The organism is Streptomyces ardesiacus (assembly GCF_003112575.1).
Classification (GTDB): Bacteria; Actinomycetota; Actinomycetes; order Streptomycetales; family Streptomycetaceae; genus Streptomyces; species Streptomyces ardesiacus.
The window spans coordinates 253,567-279,991 of record NZ_BEWC01000004.1 but is presented as its reverse complement, the minus strand read 5'-3'; the positions used below and the strand labels follow the sequence as shown (position 1 = coordinate 279,991).

Here is a 26,425-nt window from a genome sequence, read left to right as displayed (position 1 = left end):
CCCCTCGGACGCGGTCAGCGTGGGGCGCGCCCCGTGCCGGACCCGTGGTCGCGCCACGGTGCGGTCGCCCAGGAGGGGAGCCAGGTGTCCTCGGGCAGGGGGGCCAGGTTCGCGAAGTGGCGGACGACGGCGTCCAGTCCCGGGTGCGGATTCTCGCGGGGGAGCAGGAGCGAGAGCGGGTAGGCGAGCGTCGGACGCGCGATCGGGATGCGGCGCAGGTCGTGGCCGGCCGGCCAGACGTACCGGTCGCGCGAACCCACGAGGGTGGCGACGTCGTCGGAGTCGGCGAGGATGTCGAGGAGTACCTCGTTGCCGAAGTTCGGGCCCGTGGCGTCCACGCGGAGGCCGAAGGCCGCGGTGAGCTGATCGTAGAAGTCCGCCCATTCGCTGCCCGGCGCGATGCCGGGCACCCAGATCCGGTGCCCGCGCAGCCGGTCCGGTGTCACGGCGCGGGCGGGGGCGAGCGGGTGCCGCGGTCCGACGACGAGTTCCAGCGGCGAGTGGAACGCGTGGATCATCCGCACCTCGCGCGGCAGCGCGGCCGGGTCGGTGACCGAGCGGAAGGAGGCGTCGACGTCGCCCGCCTGCACGGCGGCCACCGCCAGCCGCGGGTCGTCCACCTTGAGTGTCACCACGTCGAGTTCGGTTCCGGGATGCGAGCGCCAGTAGTCGTGCAGGACGACGGCCTGCGCGCTCCGCAGGCCGAGCACGTCGACGCGCAGCGCCCGCGAACCCCGCCGGATCGCGGCGACGGCGCGGTCGACGTCCGCGACGACGGCGCGGGCGTGCGGCAGGAAGGCCTGTCCGTCGAGGGTCAGCTCGACCCCCCGGGCGGTCCGCGTGAACAACCGGACGCCGAGTGCGCGCTCCAGGGCCGCGATCCGCTTCGAGACCGCCTGCTGCGTCACGCCGAGTTCGTCGGCCGCGTGCCGAAGCTGTCCCAGCTCGGCCGCCCGGACGAACGACCGCACTGCCTCGGTGTCCATGCGACCGAGCATAGGGCGTGCCCGGCCGGTGCGCGGGACGGCACCGCGGCGCCGGAGCCCGCGCCCGGGTGCCATAACCTCGTGCGTGGGAACGTCAGTTGTCAGTTGCCGAGAGTGTCCACACGTCCACACCGAGGAGGCGGCGGTGCTCCACAGGCGCGGCTCGCGATTGCTGGTATGCGCCATGGCGCTGGCCTGCGTGGCACTGGTGGGACCCAGCGCCCCCGGCGGCGCGCCGTCCGGCAGGTCACTGCCCGTCGAGGCCGTCAGGGACGTCGTACCGAACCGCGTCATGACGTGGAACCTGTGCAACCCCTGCGACGCGAGCAACCTGGACCGGGCCGCGGAGATCGCCGCGCACGCGCCCCAGGTCATCGGCATGCAGGAGGCGTGCGCCCGCGACGTCGAGCGGATCCGGGACTATCTGGAGGCCTTCCACGGCCTCGTCTACCACGTCGCCCACGGCTCGGTCCTGCAGAACTGGGGCCGCTGCGGGGGAGCGCCGTGGAATCCGGGAGGCTTCGGCCAGGCCATCCTGTCGGCGGCGCCGATCACCGACCGGGTCAACGTCGAATACCCCGACGGCGGCTCCGAGGACCGTGGATATCTCGCGGTCACCACCGAGGTGGGCGGCCGGTCCGTCCGGGTCCTCAACACGCACCTCGCCCAACGGCGGCAGGAGGAGTTCCGCGAGGGCCAGGTCCGGGTACTGGCCGCCGAAGTCGCCCGGCACGACCGGGCCGTGGTCCTCGGCGACTTCAACGCCGTACCGGACGCCGCCGAACTCGACCCCATGTGGGCACTGGCCACGGACACCGATCCGCAGTGCCACCCCGCGCCCGCCGGCACCTGCGAGCCGACCACGGACTGGCGGAGCAAGTTCGACTACGTCTTCCTGCGGGGCATCGCCCCGCGCGGGCACCGGGTGGTCCGCACCCCGCACTCCGACCACGACATGCTGTACGCCGACCTCGACGTGACCTGAGGCGGCATCATCCGGTGCGGGGCATACCCGGCGCGTGTCCCCGCACGGAGCGCTTCGGCCCGCCCGTGCACCCGTGAGGCAAGGGGGGGGTGGGGAGAGAACCCGAGGGGGCGTCCGCGCGCATGGCGGCCCCCGCCCCGGGTAGCCTCCGGTGCGGGGCGCGGCGCAAGCGCCCGAAGAGCGAGGAGTGGCGGACGTGATTCGAAAGCTGCAGGCGGTCGCGCTGGACTGCGCCGATCCGGGAAGGCTCGCGGAGTTCTACGCGGAGCTGCTCGGCGGCCGGGTGGTCGCGGACCCGGACGACGCCGACTGGGTCGAGGTGCACGGCTTCGAGGGAACACCGCTGGCCTGCCAGCGGGTGGACGGCTACCAGGCGCCCCAGTGGCCCGGCCAGGACCGCCCCCAGCAGCTCCACCTGGACTTCGACGTCGACGACCTCGAAGGCGAGGAGAAGCGGGCGCTCGCGCTCGGCGCGACCGTCCTGGAGCGGACGGACCAGATCCGCGAGGGCGCCAACTGGCGGGTCTACGCCGACCCGGCCGGTCACCCGTTCTGCCTCTGCCTCCACTGAGCCCGGCACCTGCCGGCGCCGGCGGTCCCGACCGCGCCGGCAGGACCGGTCGCGCGCCGGGCCCCCTCCGGGTCAGACGGCCCGCGCCGCCGCGTCCAGGATCCGGGCCAGTTCGGCAGGCCGGGTGATCATGGGCCAGTGGCCCGAGCCGATGTCCGCGAAGTCGACCTGCCCGGCCGCGGCGAGTTCCGGAACGTCGCCTGCCTCGATCCACGCGCGTGCCTGCGCGGGCGTGAACTCCGGACACACGAGTACGACCGGCACGTCGAACCGGCGCTCGTCGGTCAGCCGCACCACGCCCCTGGCCACGGCCTCGGGCACCGGCACCGCGGACGCCGCCACCGCACGCCTCGCCTCCTCGTCGAGGTCTGCGGCGTCCGGCCCCTGGAAGGGCTCCCAGCCCGGAAAGGCCATCGCGCCGTCCCTGACCTCGAAGAAATCGGCGTACGGCTGCCCGTCCTGCGTCGGGACACCGCCGATGAGCGCGACCTTGGCCACTCGCTCCGGGCGCCGGTCGGCGGCCAGCCAGGCCAGGGTGCAGGCCGCGGAGTGCCCCACCACCATGGGCCTGCCGGACGCCGCGTCGACCGCCGCCAGCACCGCCGCCACCTGGTCGTCGAGCGTCGCGGACGCCGCACCGTCGCCCTGCCCCGGGAGGGTGAGCGGCACCGGGCGGTGGCCGAGCGACTCCAGCGAGGACGCCACGCCGTCCCACACGGATCCGTCCAGCCACAGGCCGCCGATGAGCAGGATGTCCATGATCGGTTCCCTTCGTTTCTGCCGAGGGACCCCACCGTAGGAGGAGATCCGGACGATCCACTGCCGGTACGGTCCCCCGGCCCTCTCCCGCGTGCTCCACGGCGCGAACTAGCCTGGGCCCGTGCCGAACGACGTCAGCCCCACCGCGCGAGCGCTGCGCGCCCTGGAGATCCTCCGGACCCGCCCCGCCACGACGGCCGGCGAACTCGCGGGGCGGCTGGGCGTGACGGAGCGGGCGGCGCGGCGGTACGTCGAGATCCTCAGGGAGGCGGGCGTCCCGGTGGAGTCGTCCCGCGGCCCGCACGGCGGCTACCGGCTGGGGCGCGGGACGCGGCTGCCACCCGTGCACTTCACGCAGGCCGAGGCACTCGGCCTCGTCATGGCGGCGCTGAGCGGCCGGCCGGCCACGGCGGACGCGGACGACCTCGTCGGGACCGCGCTGGGCAAGGTGGTCAAGGCGCTGCCGGAGAGCGTCGGCCGGCAGGCGGCGCTGCTGCGGGAGTACGCGGCCGCCGCCCCCGACCCGTCCGCGGCCCATCCGGATCCGGCCGTCACCAGTTCCCTCGTCGAAGCCGTCGCACACCGGCGCCGCGTGCTGCTCACCTACCGCAGCGAGGCCGGCAACACGTGGGACGAGGAGGCGGACCCGTGGTCCCTCGTCGTGCGCCACGGGCGCTGGTACCTGCTGTGCCACTCCCACCGCGCGGACGCCGTCCGCACCTACCGGGTCGACCGGATCGGCGGGGTCCGGCACACCCCGCGGGGGTTCGAGCCACCGGCGGCCTTCGATCCGGTGACGGCCCTGGAGGAGAACCTGGGCAGCGGATGGCAGTTCACCACCCGGGTGGTCTTCGACGCCCCGCCGTCCGAGGTCGCCCCGTGGATACGCCCGCCCATGGGCCGGCTCGAACCCCTGGGCGACGGCTGCGTCCTCGTCGGCAGCACCCGCAACCCGGACATGTACGCGCAGGAGTGGCTCGCCGGGGTGCCGTTCGCGTTCCGGGTCGAGGGCGGCGAGGAACTGCGTGCGGCCGTCGCCGCACTCGCGGCACGCTTCACCGCCGCCGTGGCGGACCGCCCCCCGGCCGGCCCGCCCCCGTCGACCGGGTGAGGGCGTGCGCGGCCGTCGGCGTCCCGGACTCCGTACCCGGACCCGGCCGGTCGGGACGGCCCGGCGGCCCGGCTCAGGTGGTGCGGATCGCGGAGATGTCGAACTGCAGGCGGACCTTCTCGCTCACCATGCTGCCGCCGGCCTCGAGCCGCTGGTTGTAGACCAGGCCCCAGTCCCTGCGGTCGATGGTGGTGGTGCCGTCGAAGCCGGCCCGCTCGTAGCCGAACGGGTCCACGACCGAGCCGAGGTAGTCGAGCTGCAGCTCGACGGGCCGGGTCGTGTCGCGGATGGTGAGGTCTCCCGTCATGCGGAAGCTCTCCGCCCCCTCGTGGGTGGTGGAGGTGCTGCGGAAGGTCATCTCGGGGTAGCGGCGCACGTCGAAGAAGTCCTTGCCGACGAGATGGGCGTCCCGCTGCTCCACACCCGTGTCGACCCCGGCGACGCGGATGACGATCTCGGCCCGGGACTCGCTGGGGCGGGCTCCGTCGAAGTAGAGCCTGCTGTCGTAGTCGGTGAAGGCGCCGCGGACCGTCGTGACCATGGCGTGCCGCACGGAGAACCCGATCCGGCTGTGGGGGCGGTCGATGGTCCAGTGCCCGGTCAGCGCGCGAAGGGCCGGATCGAGCGTGGCCACCGCTGGGGCGGGCCGCTCGGCGGGCCAGTCGTGGCCGCCGGCCGCGGGCGGCTCGGCGATGGCGGTCTGGAGACGGCTGAAGATACCCATGAGTCGTAGGCCTTTCGAATCGATCACCTCGTGTTATCACGAAGCCGATCAGCGGCCCGGGGCAAGATGGGCGGCCTCGTCCGGGTTCCATGACCCCGGCCGCAAAGCTGCACCGGTTCGACACCGGGTCCCTCACTTGTGCGCGCGGCGGGGTCAGCGCAACCGCCCGAGCGCGTCCCTCAGCCGCCGGGCCTCCCGCAGCCGCTGCTCGTAGGTGGCCCCGAGCACGAGCAGCAGCAGACCGGCGAGGGCCAACGGCACCCAACGGGGGAGCGCGCCGACGACCTGCGCGAGGTACGGGGCAAGCTCGTGCAGCGTGACCAGCGCGAGCGCACCCCCGCCGAGGAGCAGCGGCGCCTGCAGCCGGTGCCGCGCCCCCGCCAGGGTCACCACGAGCGCGGCGACACCGAGCAGCAGGGGCCGCAGCCAGTGCCGGTCGTCCCAGGCGGCGAGCAGACTCGGCACCAGGGTGACGGCCAGCCCCGCCCCGTACGCCGTCCACGAGGAGGCGGCCGTGTCGCGGCGCCGGCGCAGGTACCCGACGACCAGCGCGGGCCCGGTCACCGGCAGGGTGTACGCCTCCGGTGTGGTGACGTCCCAGGCCGCCAGGCGCACCCAGGCGGCCAGCAGGAACAGCGCGGCGGCCGCCCAGCCGGCCGGCCGCCGCTCCGGACGCAGCGCGGTGGCCGCCGTGAGGACACCGCCGAGCGAGAGCACCACGGCCAGCATCGGCGGATCGGTCACGGCGAGGGCGAGGGCGAGCAGTCCCGCGGCCGCGCCCGCCGCCTCGACCGGCACGGCCGCGCCGGAGCCACCCGTACGGGAGGCGAGCAGGACGGCGACGGCGGGGACGACCAGCACGAGCAGCGCCGTGTGCTGCGGTTGCCAGCCGGCGGACGCACCGACCGCACAGGCCAGTGCCGTGGCGTGGCCGAGGGCGGCCGGCGCGGTGAACGGCGCGAGCCCCGGGCGGCGGCCGGCGACCCCGAACAGGACCGTCAGCGACGCCAGGACACCGATCGTCGCGGGCTCGGAGGCCAGCGCGAGGAAGGCGAGACCGACCGAGGTGACGAGCGCCAGCAGGAGGGCCGTGAGGGTCGGCGGCGACGGCCGCTGCTCGCCGCGGCCGGCCCACCCCGCGAGGGCCAGCGCCGCCGCGACCACCGTGCCCTGCGCCACCAGCCCCGCCACGTACGGCAGTTGGAGCACCACCGGCAGCACGAGGACGGCCGCCCAGCCGAGCACGAGCGCCACCACCGCGGCGGCGCGGTGCCGGACCGTGTTCCGTCCGGCGACCAGCAGCACGGCGGCCACGGCGGCGAGGACGAGCGGTACGGTGCCCGCGTACGGCGGCCAGGGCAGCGCCGAGAACACGGCGTCCCGGACGTTCTCCGGCCGGCCGGACCACGGCCGCGCACTCCGGGCCGCCGGACCGAGGAGGGTCCCGGCGACCAGGGGAACCGCCCACAGCACCGCGACGCACTGGACAGCCGCCGAAGCGAGCGCCAGCCCCTGCCGCAGCGGCCGGCGAAGCGGCGTCCGGTGCACCGCCAGGAGAGCGATCGCGCAGGCCAGACACCCCGGCACGATCCACTCGCCCGGCACCGCGGCCCGCAGCACCCCGCCCGCCCCCGCGACCAGGCACAGGCCCGCGGCCAGCGCGGCGCCCCTGGCGGCGTCCGCGTGCGGGACGAACCGGCCGACGGCCAGGGCGAGGCCCGCCGCCCCGGCCAGGAGCACCGCCGCCCGAGCGGCCGTACCGGGGTCCGACGCGTTCCAGCAGAGCCATCCGGCCGACAGGACCCCCGCGACGCCCATGCCCAGTGCGCCGACCACGGCGACCACGCGCACCGGCACCGGGGCCGCCCGCAGGGCGACAGCGGTGCCGCCGGCGGCGGTCGCGAGCAGCACGGCCGTGACCGTGTGCGGGCCCGCGCCGGCGGCGAGAGCCCACAGGAGCAGGGGAAGGTGGGCGGTCGCCACGGCGAGCGGGAGGGGGTGGCGGAGTCCGGGGCGCGCGCCCGCGGCCGCCGAGCCGTCCCGCGCCGCCTCCCCGGCCGGGGCGGGAGCCGCCATCAGCAGGCCGTACGCGGCCCACAGCCCGGCCAGCACGGCGGACGCCGCCGCCGTGTACCCGACACCGTCCACGCCCGTGAACGCCACCTCGTGCAGCGCGTAGGCGTCGAGCACGGTCAGGGCGGTCCCCAGGGCGGACACGGCCTCGGCGGTCGACCGCAGTCCGCGCCGCAGCAGCACCGCGGGTGCACCCAGTGCCGCGACGGTCAGCGCGCCGAGCACCAGCGCGCGTCCCCCGATCCCCAGATGGCCCCAACTGACCAGGGTGAACGCGATCGCGGCGACCGTCAGCAGCACACCGCCGAGCACCAGCAGGACGTTCTGCACGCCGGGCGCGGAGGCCTCCGGACGCAGGGCGGGGCCGGCGGCCGCCCCGGCGCGCGGCGGATCACTCCACGGCGTGGCCCCGGCACCCCGGCCGGGTTGCCGGGCGGCGCCGGTCCGCAGCGTGTGGACCAGCCACTCACGGCGTCGCAGCAGGACGGCACGGCGCAGGTCGAGTTGCCGCAGCTCGGCGTCGAGGAGGCGCAACTCCTCGGCCGGGGGCGGGAGGTTCGTCATGCCTGGGAGTGTGGCCCCCGGCACACGCCGGGGCATGAGCGCGGATACTCATCCCGTACTCAGGGACACTCAGGGACGCGGGGTTCCCTCCGGAGCGTCCCGGCGGGGTGTCACGGCTCGACCGGGAGCACCGCCCAGACGGTGTTCCCGCCGGTGCGGTCCGACCGGGCGGTCCCCCAGGAGTCCGCGAGCTGCTGCACGATCAGCAGCCCCCGTCCGCTCTCCTCGAGGGTGGCGGAGCGCGAACCGGCCGGGCCGGCCGGCACGTGTCCGTCGTCGTGCATCTCGATCCGCAGGCGCCGGCGCGAGGCCGACAGTCCGCACAGCACGCGTGTGCCGCCCGAGTGGATCACGGCGTTGGTCGCCAGTTCGGAGACGAGCAGCACCGCGTCGGTGCACACGTCGCCGGGGAGCCCCCAGTCGCGCAGCCGCCGGCGGACCGTGTCACGCGCCGTCCGCACGCTGATGCGGAGCGAGGGAAGCTCGAACCAGTGTTCCCGGTCCGGCAGCGCCGGTGGTAACAGACCGGGCGAAGGGCTCGTGTGGGGGGTCACGGTGATCGCCTTCCGGTGGGGGCGGGCGCGTTGGGGGGAGCGGGCCTGGGCGGGCGCGGACGGGAGGGCGGTCGGTCGTACGGGCTCACAGACGCCACTATGCTCGCCGCCCAGTTCAGGCTGCAACCGAATCCCTGATAATTTCAGGAAGCCCCGTTCAGTCTGGTGTCGTCGTCAAGTCGCTGTCACAATGGCGCCCGTGACAGCCCATCAGGAGGTGGGGGCGTGAGCGAAGCTCGGTCCGGCGCGGGCACCAGCGCCCCGACGGTGCTGCGCATGATCCTGGGACGCAGGCTCCAGGACATGCGGCAGGACGCGGGCGCCTCACTGGCCGACGCGGCCAAGGCACTTCGGGTGACACCCCTGACGATCCGCCGGCTGGAGAAGGCCGAAGTCGCCCTCAAACCGCTCTACGTCGAAAAGCTCCTCCAGACCTACGGCAGCTCGCAGCAGGAGACGGACGAGTTCGTCGCGCTCGCCGAGCAGGCCAACAAACCGGGCTGGTGGCACGCGTACCGCGACGTACTGCCGAGCTGGTTCACCGCCTACGTCAGCCTGGAGACCGGCGCCGGCACGCTGCGCACCTACGAACCCCACTACGTCACGGGGCTGCTCCAGACCCCGGCCTACGCCCGCGCCGTACTGAGCGGAGGCTTTCCGAACGGCTCCGACGACGAGCTGGAGCGCCGTGTGAGTCTGCGGCTGCGCAGGCAGAGCCTGTTGGAGCGCGAGAACGCCCCCACCCTCTGGGTGGTCATGGAGGAGGCGGTCCTGCACCGGGCCGTCGGCGGACCGGAAGTGATGCGCGAGCAGATCGACCGGCTCCTGGAGGTGTCCGAGCTGGAGCACGTCAGCATCGACATCCTGCCCTTCGCCGTCGGCGCCCACGTCGGGGCCTGCGCCCCCTTCACCTACTTCCGGTTCGAGGAGCCCGAGCTGCCCGACGTCGTCTACAGCGAGATCCTCTCCGCGTCGATGTACCTCGACGAACGGGAGGACGTCGTGGCGCATCTGGAGGCGCACAACCGGATGTCGCTGCTCACCTCGACACGGGAGAGCAGGGCACTCCTGAACCGCATGCGCAAGGAGTACTCATGAGCACCACCGAAGTCACCGTCTACAACGGGATGCCGGCCTGCGACCTCGGCGAACAGGGCTGGGAACGCCCGTGGAGCGGACCCAACGGCGGCCAGTGCGTGGAGACCAAGCAACTCGCCGACGGCCGGGTCGCGGTGCGCCAGTCGACGGACCCGGCCGGCCCCGCTCTCATCTACACGCCCGAAGAGATCGGTGCGTTCGTCCAGGGGGTCAAGCAGGGCATGGCCGACCACCTCACGGCCGGTCTTCCGGAGGGAACAGCATGAGCAGCAGCACCCACGCCGCACGCGGGCTCGACACCAGCAGGCCGCACTCGGCCCGCATGTACGACTACTACCTCGGCGGCAAGGACCATTTCCCGGTCGACAAGCAGGCCGCCGAAGCGGTCGCCGAGGCCTACCCCGGCATCTTCACCTGTGCCCGGGAGAACCGCGCCTTCATGCACCGTGCCACGCGGGTACTGGCGCAGGAGCACGGCATCCGCCAGTGGCTGGACATCGGCACCGGCATCCCCACCGAGCCGAACGTGCACCAGGTGGCGCAGTCCGTGGTCCCCGAGGCCCGGGTGGTCTACGCCGACAACGACCCGCTCGTGCTGAAGTACGCCGAGCGCCTCATGCGCAGCACCCCCCAGGGCCGCACCACCTACATAGAGGCCGACGTCAACGACCCGGACGCCCTGCTCGAAGCGCCCGAACTGGCCGACGTGCTCGACCTGTCCCAGCCGGTCGCCCTGTCCCTGAACGCGCTGATGCACTTCATCACCGACGCCCGCGACCCGTACGGCATCGTCGAACGGCTCATGGCCGCCCTCCCGTCGGGCAGTGCGCTCGCGCTGAGCCACTGCACGCCGGACTTCGACCCGCCCACCTGGCAGAGGGTCACGGACATCTACACCAGTGCGGGTACGCCGGTGCAGTTCCGCCCCCGGCAGGACGTCACCCGCTTCTTCGCCGGGCTCGACCTCCTCGACCCCGGCGTCACCGTCGGTCACCGCTGGCGTCCGGACCGGCCCCTCGGTGCCGAGGCCCCCACCGACGCGCAGGTCAGTCTGTGGGCGGGGGTCGGCATCAAGCCGTAGCGCACCCACTTGCCGGATCGTCGCGGTGGGGCGCAGGGTGGAGGAATGAGCGGTCAGCAGGGCCCCACGCTCATCGCCTCGGTGCGGCGGGCCTTCCGGCTGATGGAAGCGGTGGGCGCCCACGACGGCGGCGTGCCGGCCAAGCAACTGGCGCGCGAGACGGGGCTGGCCCCGGGCACCGCCTACCACCTGCTGCGCACCATGGTGCACGACGGCTACCTGCGCAGACTCGAGGACGGCACGTTCGTCCTCGGGGAGAAGCTGGGCGCCCTGCACGCCGGGAGCCGGGACCAGGCGGCGCTGAGCAGGGTCCGTCCCACGCTCACGGAGCTGCGGGACGGCCTGTCGGCCGCGGCCTACCTGACCCTCTACGAGGAGGGCGAGATCCGGGTCGCGGAGATCGTGGACGGCCCGAAGGCGCCCCGCGTCGATCTGTGGGTCGGTTTCGAGGACGCGGGACACGCCACGGCGCTCGGCAAGAGCGTGCTGCGCGAGCTGGACGCGGACGCCCGCGCCGACTACCTCTCCCGGCACGTACTGAACGACCTCACCCCGCGCACCGTCACCCGTCGCGCCGAACTGCTGCGCCGCCTCGACGCCTCCCCGCGCGGGCCGGCCGTGACCGACGTCGAGGAGTACCGGCTGGGCACCGCGTGCGTGGCGGTGCCCGTCCGCCGGGGCGACACCGTCGGATCGCTCGGCATCTCCGTGGACGTCAGCCGTACGGCCTGTCTCGACGACGCCGTGGCCAGGCTGCTCGACACCGCGGAACGGGTCTCCCGGGGCCTCTCGCTCACCATCTGAAAACCGGAACCTTGCCACGCGGGGTCCGTACCGCTTTCCTGGATGAGACGGGCAAATCGGACAGCTCAGGGGAGCGGTACGTGAGTGAGCAGGGCGTCGCAGGGCCGCACGCGCGGGTCGGTTGCCGGGTGACGAACGGCTGGACGGTCGTCAGGGCCGACGACGAGATCGACATAGCCTTCGCGCCCCTCGTCCGGGCCGAGGTGGGCCGGCGCCTGGCCGAGGGACACCGGCACTTCGTCCTCGACCTGTGCGGCACCCCCTTCCTCGACTCCATGGGCCTCGGCATGATCGTGGCGGTGACCAAGCGCATCCGGAGCCACCACGGCTCGTTGCGGATCGCCTGTTCCGACCGGCGGCTCCTGCACGTCTTCGCCCTCGGCGGCCTGGGGACGGTCTACTCCTTCCACGACTCCGTGGAGCAGGCCGTCGCCCAGCCCCCCGACGGGGAGGGACTGGCCGACTGGGCCGCCCGCGCGGAGCTGAGTGGCCGCCACCGCCGTGTTTGGCCCGGCCGAGGCGGTTCACTGGAACCGGAAGCGCGGACACCGCGGGCACGAGGGACGGCTGCCCGGTCGCCGAGGAAGGGTGGATCATGACCGCACGGGTCGCATACCGGAGGATCTACGAGGAAGCCACGCCGCAGGACGGCAAGCGGGTGCTCGTCGACCGCCTGTGGCCCCGCGGCATGAGCAAGGAGCGGGCCGAGCTGGACGAGTGGCTGCGCGACGTCGCCCCCTCGGCCGACCTGCGGCGCTGGTACCACCACGACCCCCAGCGGTACGACGAGTTCCGGCGCCGCTACTACGCCGAACTGGAGGACTCCGACCACGAAACCGCGCTGCGGCGGCTGCGCGACCTGGCGGCACACGACAAGGTCACCCTGCTGACGGCCACCAAGGACGTCGACCACAGCGAGGCCGCCGCCCTGGCCCAGTGGCTGGACAGGGCCTGACACCGTCCGCCGCACCGGCCGGCCCCCGGTCACCGCGTCGCCGTCACCCCCTGCTCCGGGGCCGCCGGGCCCGGCCCGGTCGCGGTGCCGAGTGCCCGCAGGATCTCCTCGACGCTCCGCTTGGCGTCGCCGAAGAGCATGCTGCTGTTGTCCCGGAAGAACAGCGGGTTCTGCACCCCCGCGTACCCGGAGGCCATCGAGCGCTTGAACACGACCACCCGCTCCGCCTCCCAGACCCGCAGCACCGGCATCCCCGCGATCGGGCTCGCGGGGTCCTCGGCCGCCGAGGGATTGACCGTGTCGTTCGCCCCGATGACCAGGACGACCGACGTGTCCGCGAAGTCGTCGTTGATCTCGTCCATCTCCAGCACGATGTCGTAGGGCACCTTCGCCTCGGCCAGCAGCACGTTCATGTGCCCCGGCAGCCGCCCGGCGACCGGGTGGACGCCGAAGCGCACCTCGGTCCCGCGCTCGCGCAGCAGCCGCGTCAGCTCCGCGACCGGATGCTGGGCCTGCGCCACGGCCATGCCGTAGCCCGGGGTGATCACCACGGACCTGGCACCGGCGAGCAGCCCGGCCGCCTCCTGCGCCCGGATCTCGCGGTGCTCGCCCTGCTCCTCGTCGCCGCCCGGCGGGGCCTCGATGCCGAAGCCGCCCGCGATCACGGAGAGGAAGGACCGGTTCATCGCCTGGCACATGATGTAGCTCAGATACGCACCGGAGGAACCGACCAGGGCCCCGGTCACGATGAGCAGGTTGTTGTCCAGCAGGAACCCGGCCGCCGCCGCGGCCCAGCCGGAGTAGCTGTTGAGCATCGAGACGACGACGGGCATGTCGCCGCCACCGATGGAGGCCACCAGGTGCCAGCCCAGGGCGAGCGCCAGCACCGTGACCGCCACCATCAGCGCAAGGCCCGGACGCAGGGTGAACCAGACCGTAAGCACCACGAACGCGGCCAGCGCCCCCAGGTTGAGCGCGTTCTTGCCCGGCAGCATCAGGGGCCGGGACCTGATCCGCGCGGACAGCTTCAGATACGCGACCACGGAGCCGGTGAAGGTGACCGCGCCGATGAAGACGCCGATGAACACCTCGGCGTGGTGGATGCCGACCAGATCGGCGGCGATCCGGCCCCGCGAGCCGTGGGCCTCGACCTCCAGATAGCTGTTCCAGCCCACCAGGACGGCCGCGAGGCCGACGAAGCTGTGCAGCACCGCGATCAGCTCCGGCATCTGTGTCATCGCCACGCGCCGCGCCCGCCACAGGCCCAGCGCGGCACCGATCACCGTGGCCAGCAGGATCAGCGCCACCGGACCGGCGGAGACGCGCTGCGCCGAGACCACGACGGTCGCGACCAGGGCCAGCGCCATCCCGGCGATGCCGTGGACGACGCCGGCGCGTGCGGTCCGGTGCTGGGACAGGCCGGCGAGACTCAGGACGAACAGCAGGGCCGCGACCAGGTCGGCGGCGCGCGAGGCGGTCATGGACGTCATCGCGAACCGCCCTTCGAGAACATGGACAGCATGCGCCGGGTGACGGCGAAACCCCCGAAGATGTTCACGCTCGTCAGCAGGATCGCCACGAAGGACAGCACCGTGACGAGCGCGCTCTCGTGCCCGATCTGCACCAGGGCGCCGATCACCACGATCCCCGAGATGGCGTTGGTCACCGACATCAGCGGCGTGTGCAGGGAGTGGTGCACCTTGCCGATCACGTAGTAGCCGATGACCACCGCCAGGGCGAACACCGTGAAGTTCTCCGCCAACTGGGCCGGAGCGAAGGCGACCACCAGGAAGGTCGCCGCCATGGCGAGGCCGACCAGGCCGGAGCGCCCGGCCGCGGTGAGCCGGGGCCCGGTCTTCACCGGTGCGGCGGAGGGCGCCGCGGGCGCGGGGACGGGCGGGTCCGCCGACACGGCGACCGGCGGGGGAGGCCAGGTGACCGCGCCCGCACGGACCACGGTGACGGCCCGCTGCACCACGTCGTCGAAGTCGAGGACGAGCCGGCCGTCCTTGCCGGGGGTGAGCAGCCGGAGCAGGTTGACCAGGTTGGTGCCGAACAGCTGCGACGCCTGGGCGGGCAGCCGGGCCGCCAGGTCCGTGTAGCCGATGATCGTCACGCCGTTGTCGGTCACCACGCTCCGGCCCGCGACGGTCCCCTCGACGTTGCCGCCCTGGGCGGCGGCCATGTCGACCACGACGCTGCCCGGTCTCATCGCCGCCACGTCGGCGGCCGTCAGCAGCCGCGGGGCCGGCCTCCCGGGGATCAGTGCGGTGGTGACGACGACGTCCACGTCGCGGGCCTGTTCGTGGTACAGCTCGGCCGCGGCCCGGTCGTAGTCGGCCGAGGTCGCCCGGGCGTAGCCGTCGGTGCTCTCCTCCTGGGCCACGTCCACCGCGAGGTACTCGCCGCCCAACGACCGCACCTGGTCAGCGACTTCGGGGCGGGGGTCGGTGGCGCGGACGATCGCGCCCAGACTGGAGGCGGCACCGATGGCGGCGAGCCCCGCGACACCGGCCCCGGCCACGAGGACCTTCGCCGGCGGCACCTTGCCCGCCGCCGTGACCTGACCGGTGAAGAAGCGCCCGAAGACGTGCGCGGCCTCGATGACCGCCCGGTACCCGGCGATGTTCGCCATGGAACTGAGCACGTCCATCGACTGCGCCCGCGAGATCCGCGGCACCGCGTCGAGCGCGAGCGCGGTGACGGCACGGGCGGCGAGCGCCTCCAGCACCTCGGGCCGCTGCGCCGGGGAGAGGAGGGCCACCAGGGTCGTCCCGGCACGCAGCCCGGCGATCTCCTCGGCGGTCGGCGCGTTGACCTTCAGGACGACGTCCGCGGTCCACGCCTCGCCGGTCCCCGCCCCCGCCTCGGCGTAGGCATCGTCGCCGAAGCCGGAGGCGGCGCCGGCCCCCGGCTCGACGACGACCTCGTAACCGAGGCCGAGCAGCAGGCGCACCGTCGAGGGTGTCGCGGCGACGCGGGTCTCCCCGGGCAGGGACTCGGCGACGACGCCGACGCGCTGAGGTGGTTGGTGAGCGGGGTGCTGTCCAGTCATGTCCACTCTCCCGTCGAGGCGTTGTTGCCCGGTTCCGTACCCAGGGGAGGGCACCGGGGCACCGAAAACGCCCCGTCTCCGCCGCCGCCCGGTCGCGTCAGCCGACGGGACGGCCGAACCAGCGGGAGAGGTGGCCGTCCAGGTCCCGCTGGTCGTCGCCGGTCCAGGCGACGTGGCCGTCGGGGCGCAGCAGGACGCACGGAACGTCCAGCGCGGCGGTGGGATCCACCAGGTGATCGACCCGGTCCGACCAGCCGCCCACGGTCAGGCGTCCGGTGCGGTCGAGCAGCAGACCGCGTCCGCGGTGCAACAGGTCGTAGAGGCGGCCCTGTGCCACCTCGATGTCCCGCAGGCGGCGGCCGAGCAGGCCGGGGCCCGCGCCGAAGTCGTAACGGACGCCGGTCGCGGTGATCTTCTCGACGAGACGGCGGTTCACCTCGTCGATGCCCATCAGTTCCGTGAGGAGCCGCCGCACGGCCCGCGGACCCGGTTCGGGGGAGAGCAGTTCGGTCTGGGCGCGGGTGTTGTCCAGCACCTCCTCGGCGACCGGCCGGCGTTCGCTCTCGTAGGTGTCCAGCAGGGTGTCCGGCGCCCAGCCGCGGATCTGCGCGGCCAGTTTCCAGCCCAGGTTGACCGCGTCCTGGACACCGAGGTTGAGTCCCTGGCCGCCGATGGGCGGATGGATGTGCGCCGCGTCGCCCGCGAGCAGCACCCGCCCGGCCCGATAGCGTTCGGCCAGCCGGGTGGCGTCCCCGAAACGGGACAGCCGGCGCGGGGAGTGCACGCCGAAATCCGTTCCCGCGACGGCGCGCAACCGCTGCCGGAAGTCCTCCAGGGTGGGCGGCTGCGCGCGAGTGCCCCCTGCGGCGGCGGGGACCACGACGCTGTAGATCCCCTCGCCGAACGGCCGCAGCCAGAAACGCGGTTCGGTCTCGCGCACGGCGGCCACCGCGGCGGCGATCTCCTCCGGCGGCGCGCTCACCCGCATCTCGCCCATCAGCGTCTCGTTGCGCGAGGGCTCGCCGGGGAAGCCGACGCCCAGCCGCTTGCGCACCGTGCTGCGCCCGCCGTCACAGCCGACGAGGTAGCGCGCCCGCAGCCGCTCGCCGCCGGCCTGCGCCACGGTCACCCCCTCGTCGTCCTGCTCGAAGTCGGCGACCGCGGCCCCGTGCCGGACCCGTGCGCCCAGGCCGGCCGCGTGTTCCTCGAGCAGCCGGACGACGACCGGCTGCGGGATGCCCAGCAGGTAGGCGTGGTCCGAGTCCAGGCCCTCGGGCGCGGGCCCGGGCAAGGCGGCGAAGACTCCGCCGACGGGGCGCCGTCGTCCGTGCCGCAGGAGGCGGTCCAGCAGGCCGCGCATCGCCATCAGTTCGAGGCTGCGCATGTGGAGGGTGACGATGCGGACGAACGACGCGGGCTCGGTCTCCTGCTCCAGCACGAGCACGCGCACGTCGTGCAGCCGCAGTTCGGCGGCGAGCATCGCGCCGGTCGGCCCGCAGCCGGCGATGATCACGTCGAAGTCGGGTTCGGCCGTGCCGTGGGACGACGGCTGCGCGGTGTACTGCCCTGATGTCATGGTGGTGCCCTTCGGGAGTGCCTTGTGGTCGAGGCGCTCCCGGCGACACCTGGGTCAGTCGCCGGCCATGACCGGAAGGGGGAGCACCCATGTCGATACAGCGTTCACGGGTCTCACCTCCTCGGGCGGTGTCACGGTCCACCGCACGCTACAGGCGGGCGGCTCGGGCGGTCCATTCCTTTTCCGGCTCCGGCCGCCGGCCCCGGACACGGTCGGGCGGGGCCGGCTCCTCCGGGGACGCGGCTCGCATCGGACTGCTGGAGCAGGCCCCCGACCCCGACCCCGCCCGGCGGGGGCTGATCCGGCGGCCCTCGGAGGGACGGCGCGCGCACCGGGAGGCGGGCCTCGTCCTGCAGCGGCTGGAGGAGACCCTCGCCGAGCGGATCGGCCGGGACCCGGTCACCGCGCTGCGCGCCGCACTGGAGGCGCCGTGGGGCCCGGCGCCCGCCCCCGGCGCGGCCGCCGGACCCGCGGGTCCGTGAGGGACCCCGGTGCCCGCACCCCTACGGCGTGTGGACGGCCTCGCTGCCGTACAGCTCCCTGGTGAACGCCGAGACGTCGGCACTGCGGTCGCTGCCGTCGAGGTTGTACGTCAGGTAGACGCCGTACCCCTCGTCGACGGTGCGCCGGGCGAGGCCGGCCGCCGTGGCCGGGGAGGTCCGGCCGATCTCGACGGCCGCCGGCGACAGCTTCGACTTGGGCAGCGCGACACCGGGTACCTGCCAGGTGCCGTAGTACGGGTTCCAGGCGTAGTCGAACGCGGAGGAGACGTCGACACCGCCGTAGGACAGGCGTGCGGCGGCCGGGCCGATGTTGTAGAGGCTGATGACCTTGTCCGGCATGTTCGCGCGCAGTGCCGTCACCAGGTGCACGAACGAGCTGTCGTTGGGCTGGGCGGTGCCGTTGGTGCCGTACTCGGCGTATTCGTCGTCGAAGTCGACGCCGTCGAGGCCGTACTCGGCCACCGCGTCCGAGAGTTGCTTCGCGAACGCCGAAGCGGCCTGCTGGGAGGTGAAGTTGGCGAAACCGGCGCCCTGGTGGTTGCCGAGCACCGAGAGGAGGACCTTGATGCCCTTCCGCTGCAAGGGCCGTACCTGGGTGGCAACGTTGTCGAGGACGCGCTGCACGTTCTCGTTGAAGTGCAGGTACGCCGTCTGCGTGCCGGTGTCGTAGTTGATGTTCGCCGCGAAGATCACGGCGACGTCGAAGACGTTGCCGCCCCCGTTCGCCAGGGTGTACTTGCCGACGTTGAGCATGCTGTTGTTGTTGACCTCGACGTAGGCCACCGAGGTCGGCCCCTGCTTCGCGGGGGCCGGGTCCGCCGGTGCGCCGTTCGCCGCGGTGGTGCCCAGGACGAGGGCCGCGGCGGCCGAGAGCGCGAGCGCCGCCCTCCGCGCTCTTCTCCGTATCGGGGTGAACATGGGTGATGGCCTCCCAACGCGGTTCGGCGCCCCGCCTGTTCGGGGCGCCGAGCTGGTGCTTCCAGTCTTCCCACGAGGGAACCCGGGCCCGGGGCCGTGCCGGAATTCTTCACCTCTTCCCCGCACGGCGGCCCTCCCGGCTCAGCAGGTGCGGCCGGTGTACCAGGCGCCGTCGATGTCGGAGGCGGAGCCGATCCAGGTCACGCCGGGGCCCACGCACCGCTCGCTGTTGGGCCCCCAGTCGTCGATCTCGATGACGATGTGCGAGCCGTCCGAGGTGCAGTGGTTGTAGTAGGCGTCGGAGGACGTCTCGTAGAAGCCGCAGGGATTCGCGGCGGCCGGACCGGCGCTCAGGGCGAGGGCGCCCACGGAGGCGAGGGCCAGCGAGAGCGAGGCGAAGGCGCTGGTGACGAGGCGACGAAGAGACAAGGGAACTCCTGGCGGTCGGGGATCGCCGGTCCGGAGTGCCCGTGCCCGTCGATCCGTCGTCGGTACGACGCCCAGACTCACAGCTCCCGGCGGCCGGTTCGGCCGTCGTCCGCACCGTTCACCCGGCGAAACGATTCGTGGTTGCGCCGATCAGTTGATCTTGGCCGGTTCGCCGGATCTCGTCGCGCACGGCGTGGGCCGCGCACCCCGGTGGGGGCCGCCATCGCCCTCGGCGGCGCGCCGGCCCGTGCGGTGTCCGCGGGCCGGCGCGCCGGGAGCGCGGCGGAGGTCAGGCCGCCTGGGTGAGTTCCGCCCGGCCGAAGAGGATCGCGTAGCCGGAGGGCAGGTGGGCCAGGATGCGGTCGAGCAGGACCGGGCCGGCGAGGCGGGCGACGACGCCCAGGACCGAGCCGACGTCCCAGCGCGTGGTGGCGAGGGTGCCGCCGGTGCGGGTGGCGAGGTCCCTGACGAAGCCCCAGCCGGTCATCGGGTCGGTTTCCGGGATCTGGGCGGCGAAGATCCGCGCCGCCTCACGCGGGAGACGGGCGGCCAGTTCGACGCGTTCCTCTCCGGTGATGCGACGGCCGAGGGCGGCCAGAACGGTGGAGACGACCTCCTCGGCCCGCTCCCGGGTGGGATAGGCGCCGTGGTAACGGACCTGCTCCAGCATCTGGACGTACGACATGGCCGGCTCGGTGGGAACCGTCGCCGGCGCCGCCTTGGACTGCACGGTGAAGGGCGCCTTTCTGGGATGCGGGGTGGTGAGGGCCTGGTCGGCCGGCTGACTGCGGGAACACACGTCCCCGTCTCGTCTCCTCGGCGGGCGGAGGACGGGAGGTGCGTGGACCTGCCGCCCTCCGCCCGCCGGGGGACACGGTCCCCGGCTCAGCCGGAGATCTCCTTGGGGTCCGGGCCGGCGCCGATCGAGATCTTGCGCGGCTTGGCCCGCTCGGCGATCGGGACGCGCAGGGTGAGGACGCCCGCGTCGTAGTCGGCACTGATGCGTTCGGTGTCGAGGGTGTCCGCGAGCATCACCTGGCGTGAGAACACGCCGAAGGAGCGCTCCGCGAGTTCCATCTGCACCGCGTCGCCGCCGGCCGCGGGACGGCGCTCGGCCCGGACGGTCAGCATGTTGCGCTCGACGTCGATGTCGATCGCGTCCCGGTCGACACCGGGGATGTCGAGGGCGATCACGTACACGTCCCCGTCGCGGTAGGCGTCCATGGGCATCGCGGACGGCCGCGACCAGGTTCCGGACGTGCCGGGGAGCAACTGCTGGGTGATCCGGTCGAGCTCACGGAAGGGGTCGGTGCGCATCAGCATCGTGTAACACCTCCAGTTCGAGCAGTTCCGCTCATGCGCTGGTTCTTGCTTCTTCTGTAGCATGTCATCGAAACGATGACAACTGCTGGCGTCGTCAATCGGATGACGCCACGGTCGGGAGGTGACCATGGCCGAAGACCCGCGGGAAGCCGCACCCCGTCCCGTGTCCTTCCTCGCCGCGCAGGCGGCGCTGGCGGCGATCGAGGAGGCCGTCCACGGCGCCCAGACCCCGCGGCAGGGCGGGCAGACCGGCGGCGAGATCAGCTCCGACCAGGCTCTTGCCGCACTGCTGCTCCTGCGGGAGGTGCGCGACCAGCTCGCCGGGTGGGAGACGGGACTGATCGAAACCGCCCGCGAGGCGGGGGCGAGCTGGGCCGACCTGGCCCGCCCGCTCGGCGTCGCCAGCCGGCAGGCCGCCGAACGCCGGTACCTGCGCCTGCGGCCCGGCGCCCCCGGCAGCACCGGGGAGGAGCGCGTCCAGGCCACCCGGGACCGCCGCGCCGCCGACCGGGCCGTCACCTCCTGGGCCCGGGGCAACGCCGCGGACCTGCGCCAGCTCGCCGGTCAGATCACCGCGCTGACGGGTCTCCCGGCCGACGCCCGGGCACCGCTCGTCCAGGCACTGGGCCGCGACGACGCCGCCGGTCTCATTGGGCCGCTCTCCGGCGCCCGTGAGCACCTCGGCGCGCACCACCCCGAACTGGCCGACCGCGTCGACACCGTCACCCGGCGCACCGACCGGCTCCGGCGCGCGGGGACGGCGCAGGACGGGGCGCCGGGGGAGGGCACGCCGGGGGAGAGGGCGTGAAGCGCGTCGCCGCCGTGCGCGAGGCGGAGCGACCGGACCGGCAACGACAACGGCGCCGCCCGGCTCGGAAACGGCCATGACCACGACGCGGGGGCCGCTCCGGCGGATACTGATCGTCGGTGCCCGCCGCCGCGCCCCGGTGTGCCGGGGCCGTGACGGCGGGGTCACCACCGTCCGCGCGGCCGACCGGCAAGGCGCCCGCCCCGCCCGACCGACGACAGGAGCCACGACCGTATGAAAGCCGCAGCAGTCGACCTCGAGTTCCGCGGCCGCCGCATCGTCAGCGACCGGCCCCTGGTGATGGCGATCGTCAACCGCACACCGGACTCCTTCTACGACCGGGGCGCCACCTTCGCCGCCGAAGCCGCCCGGGAAGCCGTCGCCCGGGCCGTCGCCGAGGGGGCCGACATGATCGACCTCGGCGGGGTGGCGGCCAGCCCGGGCGAGGAGGTCACGGCCGACGAGGAAGCCGCCCGTGTCGTCCCGCTGGTGGAATGGGCCCGCGACCGCTACCCCGACCTCCTGATCAGCATCGACACCTGGCGCCACGAAGTCGGCGACGCCGCCTGCCGGGCCGGCGCGGACATCCTCAACGACGCATGGGCCGCCGCCGACCCGAAGCTGATCGAGGTGGCCGCCGCACACCGCGCGGGCTACGTGTGCACGCACACCGGCGGCCGCCCACCCCGCGCCGAACCCTTCCGCCCCGGCTACCCCGACGTGGTGGCCGCCGTGCGTACCGCCGTGGTCGCACTGGCGGAACGGGCCGAAGCCGCTGGCGTGCCCCGGGGAGGCATCCTCATCGACGCCACCGGCTACGGCAAGAACACCGCCGACCACCTCCTGCTGCTGCGCAACGTCCGGGAGTTCACACAGACCGGATGGCCGGTCCTGATGGCCCTGTCCAACAAGACCTTCGTCGGCGAGATGCTGGACGTGGAACTCCAGGACCGGCTCACCGGCACCCTGGCGGCCACGGCCATCGCCGCCCGGGACGGCGCCGCCGTCTTCCGGGCCCACCAGGTCCGCCCCACCAGGCAGACCGTCGAGATGGCCGCGGGCATCAACGGCAGCCGTCCCCCCGCCCGCACCGGCACCTGGATCGCCTGATGCACCAGATCTGGCCCGCCGAACACGCCCGGCCCCTCGACGACGAGGCCCTCGAACGCCTCTACACCTATCCGGCCGGGAAGCCCTGGCTGGCCGTCAACTTCGTCGCCAGCGCCGACGGGGCCGTGGAGGTCGGCGGTCTGGCCAGGCCCCTGTCCACCCCGCCCGACCGCAAGGTGCTGCAACTGGGCAGCGACCTCGCCGACGTACTGCTGATCGGCGCCACCACCGCCATGGTCGAGGGATTCCGCGGCGTCCACCCCGACGAGCACACCCTCGCCCGCCGGCGCCGTCACGGCCTGGCCGACGTCCCGCCCACCGCCGTGGTGACCAGCGGACGGGGCCTGCCCCCCGACGCCCCCGTCATCACCCGGGCGCGCGTCCCCACCGTCGTCCTCACCTGCGCGTCGGCGCCGGCGCCCGTCCGGCGGGCCTGGCAGGACGCCGGAGCGGACGTCGTCGTCGCCGGAGAGGACACGGTCGACCTCGCCGCGGCGGTCTCGGCGCTCACCTCACGCGGGCTGCGCCGCATCGACTGCGAGGGCGGGGCGCACCTGTTCGGGGCGCTGACCGCCGCCGGGCTGGTCGACGAGCTCCGTCTGACCGTCTCCCCGCTGCTGACGGCGGGCCCCGCCGGCCGCATCGCCGCCGGCCCGCCCGTGCCGCCCACCGACCTGCGCCTGGCCTCCGCGGTCGCCGAGGACGACACCCTGCTCCTGCGCTATCTCGTGCGGCCGGACCGGCGGCCGGGACCAGGGGCGGCCGTTGACGACGACGGCGACGCGTAAAAGGGTGGCCGGGGCGGGCGTCACGCCGCCCCGACCACCGTCGCCGAGACCCCCGAGGACGAAACCCACGTGAAGATCACCGCTGCCGATGTCGTCGTCACCAGCCCCGGCCGCAACTTCGTCACCCTGCGCATCACCACCGAGGACGGGCTCACCGGCCTCGGGGACGCCACCCTCAACGGTCGTGAGCTGGCCGTCGAGGCCTACCTGCGCGAGCACGTGGCCCCCTTGCTGCTCGGCCGGGACGCGCACGCCATCGAGGACACCTGGCAGTACCTGTACCGGGGCGCGTACTGGCGCCGGGGTCCGGTCACGATGGCGGCCGTCGCCGCCGTGGACACCGCCCTGTGGGACATCAAGGGCAAGGCGGCGGGCATGCCGGTGTACCAGCTCCTCGGCGGCGCGTGCCGCACGGGCGCGCTGGCCTACGGACACGCCTCCGGCCGGGACATACCCGAGCTGCTCGACTCCGTGCGCGCGCACCTGGCCGACGGGTTCCGTGCCGTCCGGATCCAGAGCGGCATCCCCGGCCTCGACTCCGTGTACGGCGTCGCCGCCTCCGCCGCCGGAGAGGGCGAGCGCTACGACTACGAGCCCGCCCGGCGTACCCGCGCCGCTCACCCGCGGCCCACCGAGGAGACCTGGGACACCCGCGCCTACCTGCGCCACATGCCCACCGTGTTCGAAGCCGTACGGCACACCTTCGGCCCCGAGCTTCCGCTGCTGCACGACGGGCACCACCGCATGACGCCCATCCAGGCCGCGCGGCTGGGCAAGGACCTCGAGCCCTACGACCTGTTCTGGCTGGAGGACGCGACCCCCGGGGAGGACCAGCGCGCACTGCGGCTGATCCGGGAGCACACCACCACCCCGCTGGCCATCGGCGAGGTGTTCAACTCCGTCCACGACTACACCACGCTGCTCCAGGAACGCCTGATCGACTACGTCCGCTCGGCGGTGACGCACACCGGCGGCATCACCGCCGTGCGCAAACTGCTCGACATGGCCGCCGTCCACGGCGTCAAGTCCGGCATGCACGGCCCCACCGACATCTCGCCCGTGGGCATGGCGGCCGCCCTCCACCTCGACCTCGCCGTGCACAACTTCGGCATCCAGGAGTACATGCGCCACGCCCCGGAGACGCTCGAGGTGTTCCGCACCTCCTACCGCTTCGAGGACGGTCTCCTGCACCCCGGCGACGCCCCCGGCCTCGGGGTGGAGCTCGACGACGAGGCCGCGTCCCGCTTCCCCTACGAGCCCGCCTACCTGCCCGTGAACCGCCTCCGCGACGGCACCGTCCACGACTGGTGAGGCCCGGGGCGCCGGCGGGGCGTGGCACAGTGGGGATGTCCCGTCGTCCTCCGGAAAGTCCCCCAGCATGCGTCTCCTGCTCATCAGGCACGGCCAGACCCCGTCCAACCTCAAGCACCTCCTGGACACCGCGGAGCCCGGCCCCGGCCTGACCTCCCTCGGTCAGGAACAGGCCGCGGCCCTGCCCGACGCACTGGCCTCGGAGGAGATCGACGCCCTGTACGCGTCGACACTCGTGCGCACGCAGCTGACCGCCGCACCCCTGGCCGCCGCGACGGGGCTGGAGGTGCGGGTCCGGTCCGGCATCCGGGAACTGACCGCCGGGGAGCTGGAGATGCGCGGCGACGAGGAGGCGGCGCACCTCTACATGCACACCGCCTTCGCCTGGTCCGCGGGGGACGTGCGGCTCCGTATGCCCGGAGGCGAGAACGGGGTGGAGGCGCTGGCCCGGTTCGACGCCGTCGTCGCCGAGGCGCACCGGGACGGCGCGGAGACGGTGGCGCTGGTCAGCCACGGAGCAGTGATCCGCATGTGGGTGGCCGCCCGGGCGGACAACGTGGACGTCGCCTACGCGGCCGAGCACCCCCTGGCCAACACGGGCATCGTCGTCCTCACCGGATCGCCCGACCAGGGGTGGCGGGCCCTGCTCTGGGAGGGCAGCTCCGTCGGGCCCCTTCCCCGCACACCCGGCCCGGACGACCCCACGGGGTCCGCCGTCTCCACGCCCTGACGCCCGGCGGCGGAGCACGGAGGGACCCCGCGGACCGGAGGGCACCGGCCGGGAACAGCGGGGACGGTCCGCGCTGTTGCACAGCCGAACACCCGCCGTACTCGCCACCCGTATCCAGACGCATGTCTGCAGGAGGAACAGTTTCATGACGGACCGACCCTTGACGCTCATGGCCGTGCACGCCCACCCCGACGACGAGGCCACCGGAACGGGCGGCGTCCTGGCGCGGTACGCGGCGGAGGGCATCCGCACGGTGCTCGTGACGTGTACCGACGGGGGGTGCGGTGACGGACCGGGGGGTGTCAAGCCGGGCGACCCGGGGCACGATCCGGCGGCCGTCGCCCTGATGCGCCGCCGCGAACTGCGGGCGAGTTGCGACGTCCTCAAGGTGAGCGACCTCGAACTGCTGGGCTACGCCGACTCCGGAATGGCGGGCTGGCCGAGCAACGAAGCTCCGGGCTCCTTCTGGCAGACCCCGGTGGCGGAAGGAGCCGCGCGGCTCGCCGACCTCATGCGGCACTACCGGCCCGATGTCGTCGTCACCTACGACGAGAACGGCTTCTACGGCCATCCCGACCACATCCAGGCACACCGCATCACGATGGCGGCACTGGAGATGACCGACGGGGCGCCGAAGGTGTACTGGACGACGGCACCCCGCTCGATGACGGGGCGTTTCGGCGAGCTCATGCGCGAGTTCGGCGAGGAGATGCCGGAGCCGGACCCCGCCGAGGCCGCCGCGCCGGCCGAGATCGGCCTGCCCGACGAGGAGATCACCACCTGGGTCGACACCACCGCGTTCAGCGGCCAGAAGTTCGACGCGCTGGCCGCGCACGCCAGTCAGGGCGAGAACATCTTCTTCCTCAGGATGGGCAAGGAGAGGTTCGGCGAGCTGATGGGCGTGGAGACCTTCGTCCGCGTCCGCGACACCACGGGCGCGGCGGTACCGGAGAACGACCTCTTCGCCGGACTGCGCTGATCCCCGGCCGGCGGGGTCCCGGGGCTGCTAGCCTGCGCGCATGTCAGACCTGGGGCCCGTCGCCTGGCCGCCCGAGCCGATCAGGACCGACAGACTCCTGCTGCGTGAGTCCGAGGTCCGGGACCGTGCGGCGTTCGTCGAGCTTCTGGCGTCGCCGCAGGTGCACACCTACCTCGGCGGGCCCCGGCCGCGCGAGGAGCTCGAGCGTGAGACGCCCGGGGTGCCGGGGCGGTGGCCCGGGTGCTTCGTCGTCGAGCTCGACGGGGCGATGATCGGTCAGGTCCTGCTCAGGAGGGCGCCGGAGCACCAACGCCCGGCCGCCGTGGGGATGGTCGACCTCGGCTACCTGTTCCTGCCGCGGGCCTGGGGCCGCGGGTATGCCGCCGAGGCGTGCGCGGCGGCGCTCGACTGGCTCGACGGCGTCCTTCCCGGCGAGCCGGTGGTGCTCACCACCCAGACGGCCAACACCGCCTCGATGCGCCTCGCCGCGAAGCTGGGGTTCGGCGAGGTCGAGCGGTTCCGGGCCTGGGACGCCGAGCAGTGGCTCGGCCTGCGGCCCCCGGCCGCGCCGTCCGACTGAACCCCAATGCCGTACGGGTGCGCGGCACTTCACCCCCAGATGGTCAACTC

At 73.7% G+C, this 26,425-nt stretch carries 29 protein-coding genes; 17 read left to right on the top strand and 12 right to left on the bottom strand.

The genetic code is table 11. The annotated features are described in order from the left end of the window. Positions 1-14 precede the first annotated feature (14 nt). On the bottom strand, positions 15-986 hold the full coding sequence (locus Sdi02f_RS16265; RefSeq protein ID WP_051783297.1) for a LysR family transcriptional regulator: 972 nt from the start codon (positions 984-986) through the stop codon (positions 15-17). A 184-nt stretch (positions 987-1,170) separates the two neighbouring features. Between Sdi02f_RS16265 and Sdi02f_RS16260 the strand changes: the two genes are divergently transcribed. After that, positions 1,171-1,971: an endonuclease/exonuclease/phosphatase family protein gene (locus tag Sdi02f_RS16260; RefSeq protein ID WP_234353276.1), complete on the top strand. Its 801-nt coding sequence runs from the start codon at positions 1,171-1,173 to the stop codon at positions 1,969-1,971. A gap of 196 nt (positions 1,972-2,167) precedes the next feature. Then, a complete protein-coding gene (locus tag Sdi02f_RS16255) occupies positions 2,168-2,542 on the top strand; it encodes a VOC family protein (RefSeq protein WP_030400438.1) in 375 nt (124 codons plus the stop codon). A 72-nt stretch (positions 2,543-2,614) separates the two neighbouring features. Here Sdi02f_RS16255 and Sdi02f_RS16250 read toward each other — a convergent pair whose 3' ends face one another. After that, positions 2,615-3,301: an alpha/beta fold hydrolase gene (locus tag Sdi02f_RS16250; RefSeq protein ID WP_108933542.1), complete on the bottom strand. Its 687-nt coding sequence runs from the start codon at positions 3,299-3,301 to the stop codon at positions 2,615-2,617. A 121-nt stretch (positions 3,302-3,422) separates the two neighbouring features. Between Sdi02f_RS16250 and Sdi02f_RS16245 the strand changes: the two genes are divergently transcribed. Then, positions 3,423-4,412 (top strand): helix-turn-helix transcriptional regulator, encoded by a 990-nt coding sequence (locus tag Sdi02f_RS16245; RefSeq protein WP_030400440.1) that lies wholly within the window; start codon positions 3,423-3,425, stop codon positions 4,410-4,412. A 73-nt stretch (positions 4,413-4,485) separates the two neighbouring features. Here the strand turns inward: Sdi02f_RS16245 and Sdi02f_RS16240 are convergent, their stop codons facing one another. The 3 genes from Sdi02f_RS16240 to Sdi02f_RS16230 form a co-directional block, all read right to left on the bottom strand. Next, the gene (locus tag Sdi02f_RS16240) at positions 4,486-5,136 is read right to left on the bottom strand and encodes a YceI family protein (RefSeq protein WP_030400441.1); all 651 of its coding nucleotides are present in this window, start codon (positions 5,134-5,136) and stop codon (positions 4,486-4,488) included. 153 nt (positions 5,137-5,289) lie between these two features. Beyond that, positions 5,290-7,773 (bottom strand): SCO7613 C-terminal domain-containing membrane protein, encoded by a 2,484-nt coding sequence (locus Sdi02f_RS16235; RefSeq protein WP_108933541.1) that lies wholly within the window; start codon positions 7,771-7,773, stop codon positions 5,290-5,292. 110 nt (positions 7,774-7,883) lie between these two features. Further along, positions 7,884-8,327, bottom strand: a complete 444-nt coding sequence (locus tag Sdi02f_RS16230) for an ATP-binding protein (RefSeq protein ID WP_051783265.1) — start codon at positions 8,325-8,327, stop codon at positions 7,884-7,886. Between the two features lie 225 nt (positions 8,328-8,552). On the opposite strand from Sdi02f_RS16230, the gene Sdi02f_RS16225 reads away from it, so the two are divergent. The 6 genes from Sdi02f_RS16225 (at position 8,553) to Sdi02f_RS16200 (ending at position 12,265) form a co-directional block, all read left to right on the top strand. Continuing rightward, on the top strand, positions 8,553-9,425 hold the full coding sequence (locus tag Sdi02f_RS16225) for a Sco1979 family transcriptional regulator (protein ID WP_030400444.1): 873 nt from the start codon (positions 8,553-8,555) through the stop codon (positions 9,423-9,425). Beyond that, a complete protein-coding gene (locus tag Sdi02f_RS16220) occupies positions 9,422-9,691 on the top strand; it encodes a DUF397 domain-containing protein (RefSeq protein WP_030400445.1) in 270 nt (89 codons plus the stop codon). The genes Sdi02f_RS16225 and Sdi02f_RS16220 overlap by 4 nt, the downstream gene beginning before the upstream one ends. Beyond that, positions 9,688-10,506, top strand: coding sequence for an SAM-dependent methyltransferase (locus tag Sdi02f_RS16215; RefSeq protein ID WP_030400446.1), 819 nt, complete (start codon positions 9,688-9,690; stop codon positions 10,504-10,506). The genes Sdi02f_RS16220 and Sdi02f_RS16215 overlap by 4 nt, the downstream gene beginning before the upstream one ends. Positions 10,507-10,551: 45 nt before the next feature. Then, positions 10,552-11,310 carry an IclR family transcriptional regulator gene (locus Sdi02f_RS16210; protein ID WP_053664694.1) on the top strand — a complete coding sequence of 253 codons (759 nt, stop codon included), beginning with the start codon at positions 10,552-10,554 and terminating at the stop codon, positions 11,308-11,310. 80 nt (positions 11,311-11,390) lie between these two features. Further along, positions 11,391-11,909 carry an STAS domain-containing protein gene (locus Sdi02f_RS16205; protein WP_079007869.1) on the top strand — a complete coding sequence of 173 codons (519 nt, stop codon included), beginning with the start codon at positions 11,391-11,393 and terminating at the stop codon, positions 11,907-11,909. Then, on the top strand, positions 11,906-12,265 hold the full coding sequence (locus tag Sdi02f_RS16200) for a DUF488 domain-containing protein (protein ID WP_053664696.1): 360 nt from the start codon (positions 11,906-11,908) through the stop codon (positions 12,263-12,265). The genes Sdi02f_RS16205 and Sdi02f_RS16200 overlap by 4 nt, the downstream gene beginning before the upstream one ends. A gap of 29 nt (positions 12,266-12,294) precedes the next feature. On the opposite strand, the gene pntB is transcribed toward Sdi02f_RS16200, so the two are convergent. From pntB to Sdi02f_RS16185, 3 genes are all read right to left on the bottom strand, one after another. Next, the gene (pntB, locus tag Sdi02f_RS16195; protein ID WP_030400450.1) at positions 12,295-13,755 is read right to left on the bottom strand and encodes a Re/Si-specific NAD(P)(+) transhydrogenase subunit beta; all 1,461 of its coding nucleotides are present in this window, start codon (positions 13,753-13,755) and stop codon (positions 12,295-12,297) included. Then, positions 13,752-15,320 (bottom strand): Re/Si-specific NAD(P)(+) transhydrogenase subunit alpha, encoded by a 1,569-nt coding sequence (locus tag Sdi02f_RS16190; RefSeq protein ID WP_055469649.1) that lies wholly within the window; start codon positions 15,318-15,320, stop codon positions 13,752-13,754. The genes pntB and Sdi02f_RS16190 overlap by 4 nt, the downstream gene beginning before the upstream one ends. Before the next feature lie 97 nt (positions 15,321-15,417). Continuing rightward, the gene (locus Sdi02f_RS16185) at positions 15,418-16,896 is read right to left on the bottom strand and encodes an FAD-dependent monooxygenase (protein ID WP_108933540.1); all 1,479 of its coding nucleotides are present in this window, start codon (positions 16,894-16,896) and stop codon (positions 15,418-15,420) included. A gap of 128 nt (positions 16,897-17,024) precedes the next feature. On the opposite strand from Sdi02f_RS16185, the gene Sdi02f_RS16180 reads away from it, so the two are divergent. Further along, positions 17,025-17,378 (top strand): hypothetical protein, encoded by a 354-nt coding sequence (locus Sdi02f_RS16180; RefSeq protein ID WP_174843354.1) that lies wholly within the window; start codon positions 17,025-17,027, stop codon positions 17,376-17,378. 21 nt (positions 17,379-17,399) lie between these two features. Here Sdi02f_RS16180 and Sdi02f_RS16175 read toward each other — a convergent pair whose 3' ends face one another. The 4 genes from Sdi02f_RS16175 to Sdi02f_RS16160 form a co-directional block, all read right to left on the bottom strand. Further along, on the bottom strand, positions 17,400-18,317 hold the full coding sequence (locus tag Sdi02f_RS16175) for an endo-beta-N-acetylglucosaminidase H (protein WP_108933539.1): 918 nt from the start codon (positions 18,315-18,317) through the stop codon (positions 17,400-17,402). Between the two features lie 141 nt (positions 18,318-18,458). Continuing rightward, positions 18,459-18,746 (bottom strand): DUF6355 family natural product biosynthesis protein, encoded by a 288-nt coding sequence (locus Sdi02f_RS35900; protein WP_030400455.1) that lies wholly within the window; start codon positions 18,744-18,746, stop codon positions 18,459-18,461. Between the two features lie 289 nt (positions 18,747-19,035). Beyond that, on the bottom strand, positions 19,036-19,431 hold the full coding sequence (locus Sdi02f_RS16165) for a DUF2267 domain-containing protein (RefSeq protein ID WP_051783299.1): 396 nt from the start codon (positions 19,429-19,431) through the stop codon (positions 19,036-19,038). A gap of 200 nt (positions 19,432-19,631) precedes the next feature. Then, positions 19,632-20,069 (bottom strand): Hsp20/alpha crystallin family protein, encoded by a 438-nt coding sequence (locus Sdi02f_RS16160; RefSeq protein ID WP_030400457.1) that lies wholly within the window; start codon positions 20,067-20,069, stop codon positions 19,632-19,634. Between the two features lie 127 nt (positions 20,070-20,196). Here Sdi02f_RS16160 and Sdi02f_RS16155 point away from each other — a divergent pair, with 127 nt between their 5' ends. From Sdi02f_RS16155 to Sdi02f_RS16125, 7 genes are all read left to right on the top strand, one after another. Further along, the gene (locus Sdi02f_RS16155) at positions 20,197-20,877 is read left to right on the top strand and encodes a hypothetical protein (protein ID WP_051849588.1); all 681 of its coding nucleotides are present in this window, start codon (positions 20,197-20,199) and stop codon (positions 20,875-20,877) included. Between the two features lie 234 nt (positions 20,878-21,111). Continuing rightward, complete coding sequence (gene folP, locus Sdi02f_RS16150; RefSeq protein ID WP_030400459.1) at positions 21,112-21,987, top strand: dihydropteroate synthase; 876 nt, start codon at positions 21,112-21,114, stop codon at positions 21,985-21,987. Then, a complete protein-coding gene (locus tag Sdi02f_RS16145) occupies positions 21,987-22,775 on the top strand; it encodes a pyrimidine reductase family protein (RefSeq protein WP_078869328.1) in 789 nt (262 codons plus the stop codon). The genes folP and Sdi02f_RS16145 overlap by 1 nt, the downstream gene beginning before the upstream one ends. Before the next feature lie 69 nt (positions 22,776-22,844). After that, a complete protein-coding gene (gene manD / locus Sdi02f_RS16140) occupies positions 22,845-24,086 on the top strand; it encodes a D-mannonate dehydratase ManD (protein WP_030400461.1) in 1,242 nt (413 codons plus the stop codon). Between the two features lie 67 nt (positions 24,087-24,153). Next, positions 24,154-24,816, top strand: coding sequence for a histidine phosphatase family protein (locus Sdi02f_RS16135; RefSeq protein WP_030400462.1), 663 nt, complete (start codon positions 24,154-24,156; stop codon positions 24,814-24,816). 145 nt (positions 24,817-24,961) lie between these two features. Beyond that, positions 24,962-25,795 (top strand): PIG-L family deacetylase, encoded by an 834-nt coding sequence (locus Sdi02f_RS16130; RefSeq protein ID WP_108933538.1) that lies wholly within the window; start codon positions 24,962-24,964, stop codon positions 25,793-25,795. Positions 25,796-25,835: 40 nt separating this feature from the next. Then, positions 25,836-26,375 carry a GNAT family N-acetyltransferase gene (locus tag Sdi02f_RS16125; RefSeq protein ID WP_030400464.1) on the top strand — a complete coding sequence of 180 codons (540 nt, stop codon included), beginning with the start codon at positions 25,836-25,838 and terminating at the stop codon, positions 26,373-26,375. The last annotated feature ends 50 nt before the right edge of the window (positions 26,376-26,425 follow it).

Coding starts and splice junctions, on each gene's coding strand:
- Sdi02f_RS16265 (WP_051783297.1), bottom strand. CDS start 986: ATGGACACCGAGGCAGTGCGGTCGTTCGTCCGGGCGGCCGAGCTGGGA.
- Sdi02f_RS16260 (WP_234353276.1), top strand. CDS start 1,171: ATGGCGCTGGCCTGCGTGGCACTGGTGGGACCCAGCGCCCCCGGCGGC.
- Sdi02f_RS16250 (WP_108933542.1), bottom strand. CDS start 3,301: ATGGACATCCTGCTCATCGGCGGCCTGTGGCTGGACGGATCCGTGTGG.
- Sdi02f_RS16240 (WP_030400441.1), bottom strand. CDS start 5,136: ATGGGTATCTTCAGCCGTCTCCAGACCGCCATCGCCGAGCCGCCCGCG.
- Sdi02f_RS16235 (WP_108933541.1), bottom strand. CDS start 7,773: ATGACGAACCTCCCGCCCCCGGCCGAGGAGTTGCGCCTCCTCGACGCC.
- Sdi02f_RS16220 (WP_030400445.1), top strand. CDS start 9,422: ATGAGCACCACCGAAGTCACCGTCTACAACGGGATGCCGGCCTGCGAC.
- Sdi02f_RS16215 (WP_030400446.1), top strand. CDS start 9,688: ATGAGCAGCAGCACCCACGCCGCACGCGGGCTCGACACCAGCAGGCCG.
- Sdi02f_RS16210 (WP_053664694.1), top strand. CDS start 10,552: ATGAGCGGTCAGCAGGGCCCCACGCTCATCGCCTCGGTGCGGCGGGCC.
- Sdi02f_RS16200 (WP_053664696.1), top strand. CDS start 11,906: ATGACCGCACGGGTCGCATACCGGAGGATCTACGAGGAAGCCACGCCG.
- pntB (WP_030400450.1), bottom strand. CDS start 13,755: ATGACGTCCATGACCGCCTCGCGCGCCGCCGACCTGGTCGCGGCCCTG.
- Sdi02f_RS16190 (WP_055469649.1), bottom strand. CDS start 15,320: ATGACTGGACAGCACCCCGCTCACCAACCACCTCAGCGCGTCGGCGTC.
- Sdi02f_RS16185 (WP_108933540.1), bottom strand. CDS start 16,896: ATGACATCAGGGCAGTACACCGCGCAGCCGTCGTCCCACGGCACGGCC.
- Sdi02f_RS16175 (WP_108933539.1), bottom strand. CDS start 18,317: ATGTTCACCCCGATACGGAGAAGAGCGCGGAGGGCGGCGCTCGCGCTC.
- Sdi02f_RS16165 (WP_051783299.1), bottom strand. CDS start 19,431: ATGTCGTACGTCCAGATGCTGGAGCAGGTCCGTTACCACGGCGCCTAT.
- Sdi02f_RS16160 (WP_030400457.1), bottom strand. CDS start 20,069: ATGCTGATGCGCACCGACCCCTTCCGTGAGCTCGACCGGATCACCCAG.
- Sdi02f_RS16155 (WP_051849588.1), top strand. CDS start 20,197: ATGGCCGAAGACCCGCGGGAAGCCGCACCCCGTCCCGTGTCCTTCCTC.
- folP (WP_030400459.1), top strand. CDS start 21,112: ATGAAAGCCGCAGCAGTCGACCTCGAGTTCCGCGGCCGCCGCATCGTC.
- Sdi02f_RS16145 (WP_078869328.1), top strand. CDS start 21,987: ATGCACCAGATCTGGCCCGCCGAACACGCCCGGCCCCTCGACGACGAG.
- Sdi02f_RS16135 (WP_030400462.1), top strand. CDS start 24,154: ATGCGTCTCCTGCTCATCAGGCACGGCCAGACCCCGTCCAACCTCAAG.
- Sdi02f_RS16130 (WP_108933538.1), top strand. CDS start 24,962: ATGACGGACCGACCCTTGACGCTCATGGCCGTGCACGCCCACCCCGAC.
- Sdi02f_RS16125 (WP_030400464.1), top strand. CDS start 25,836: ATGTCAGACCTGGGGCCCGTCGCCTGGCCGCCCGAGCCGATCAGGACC.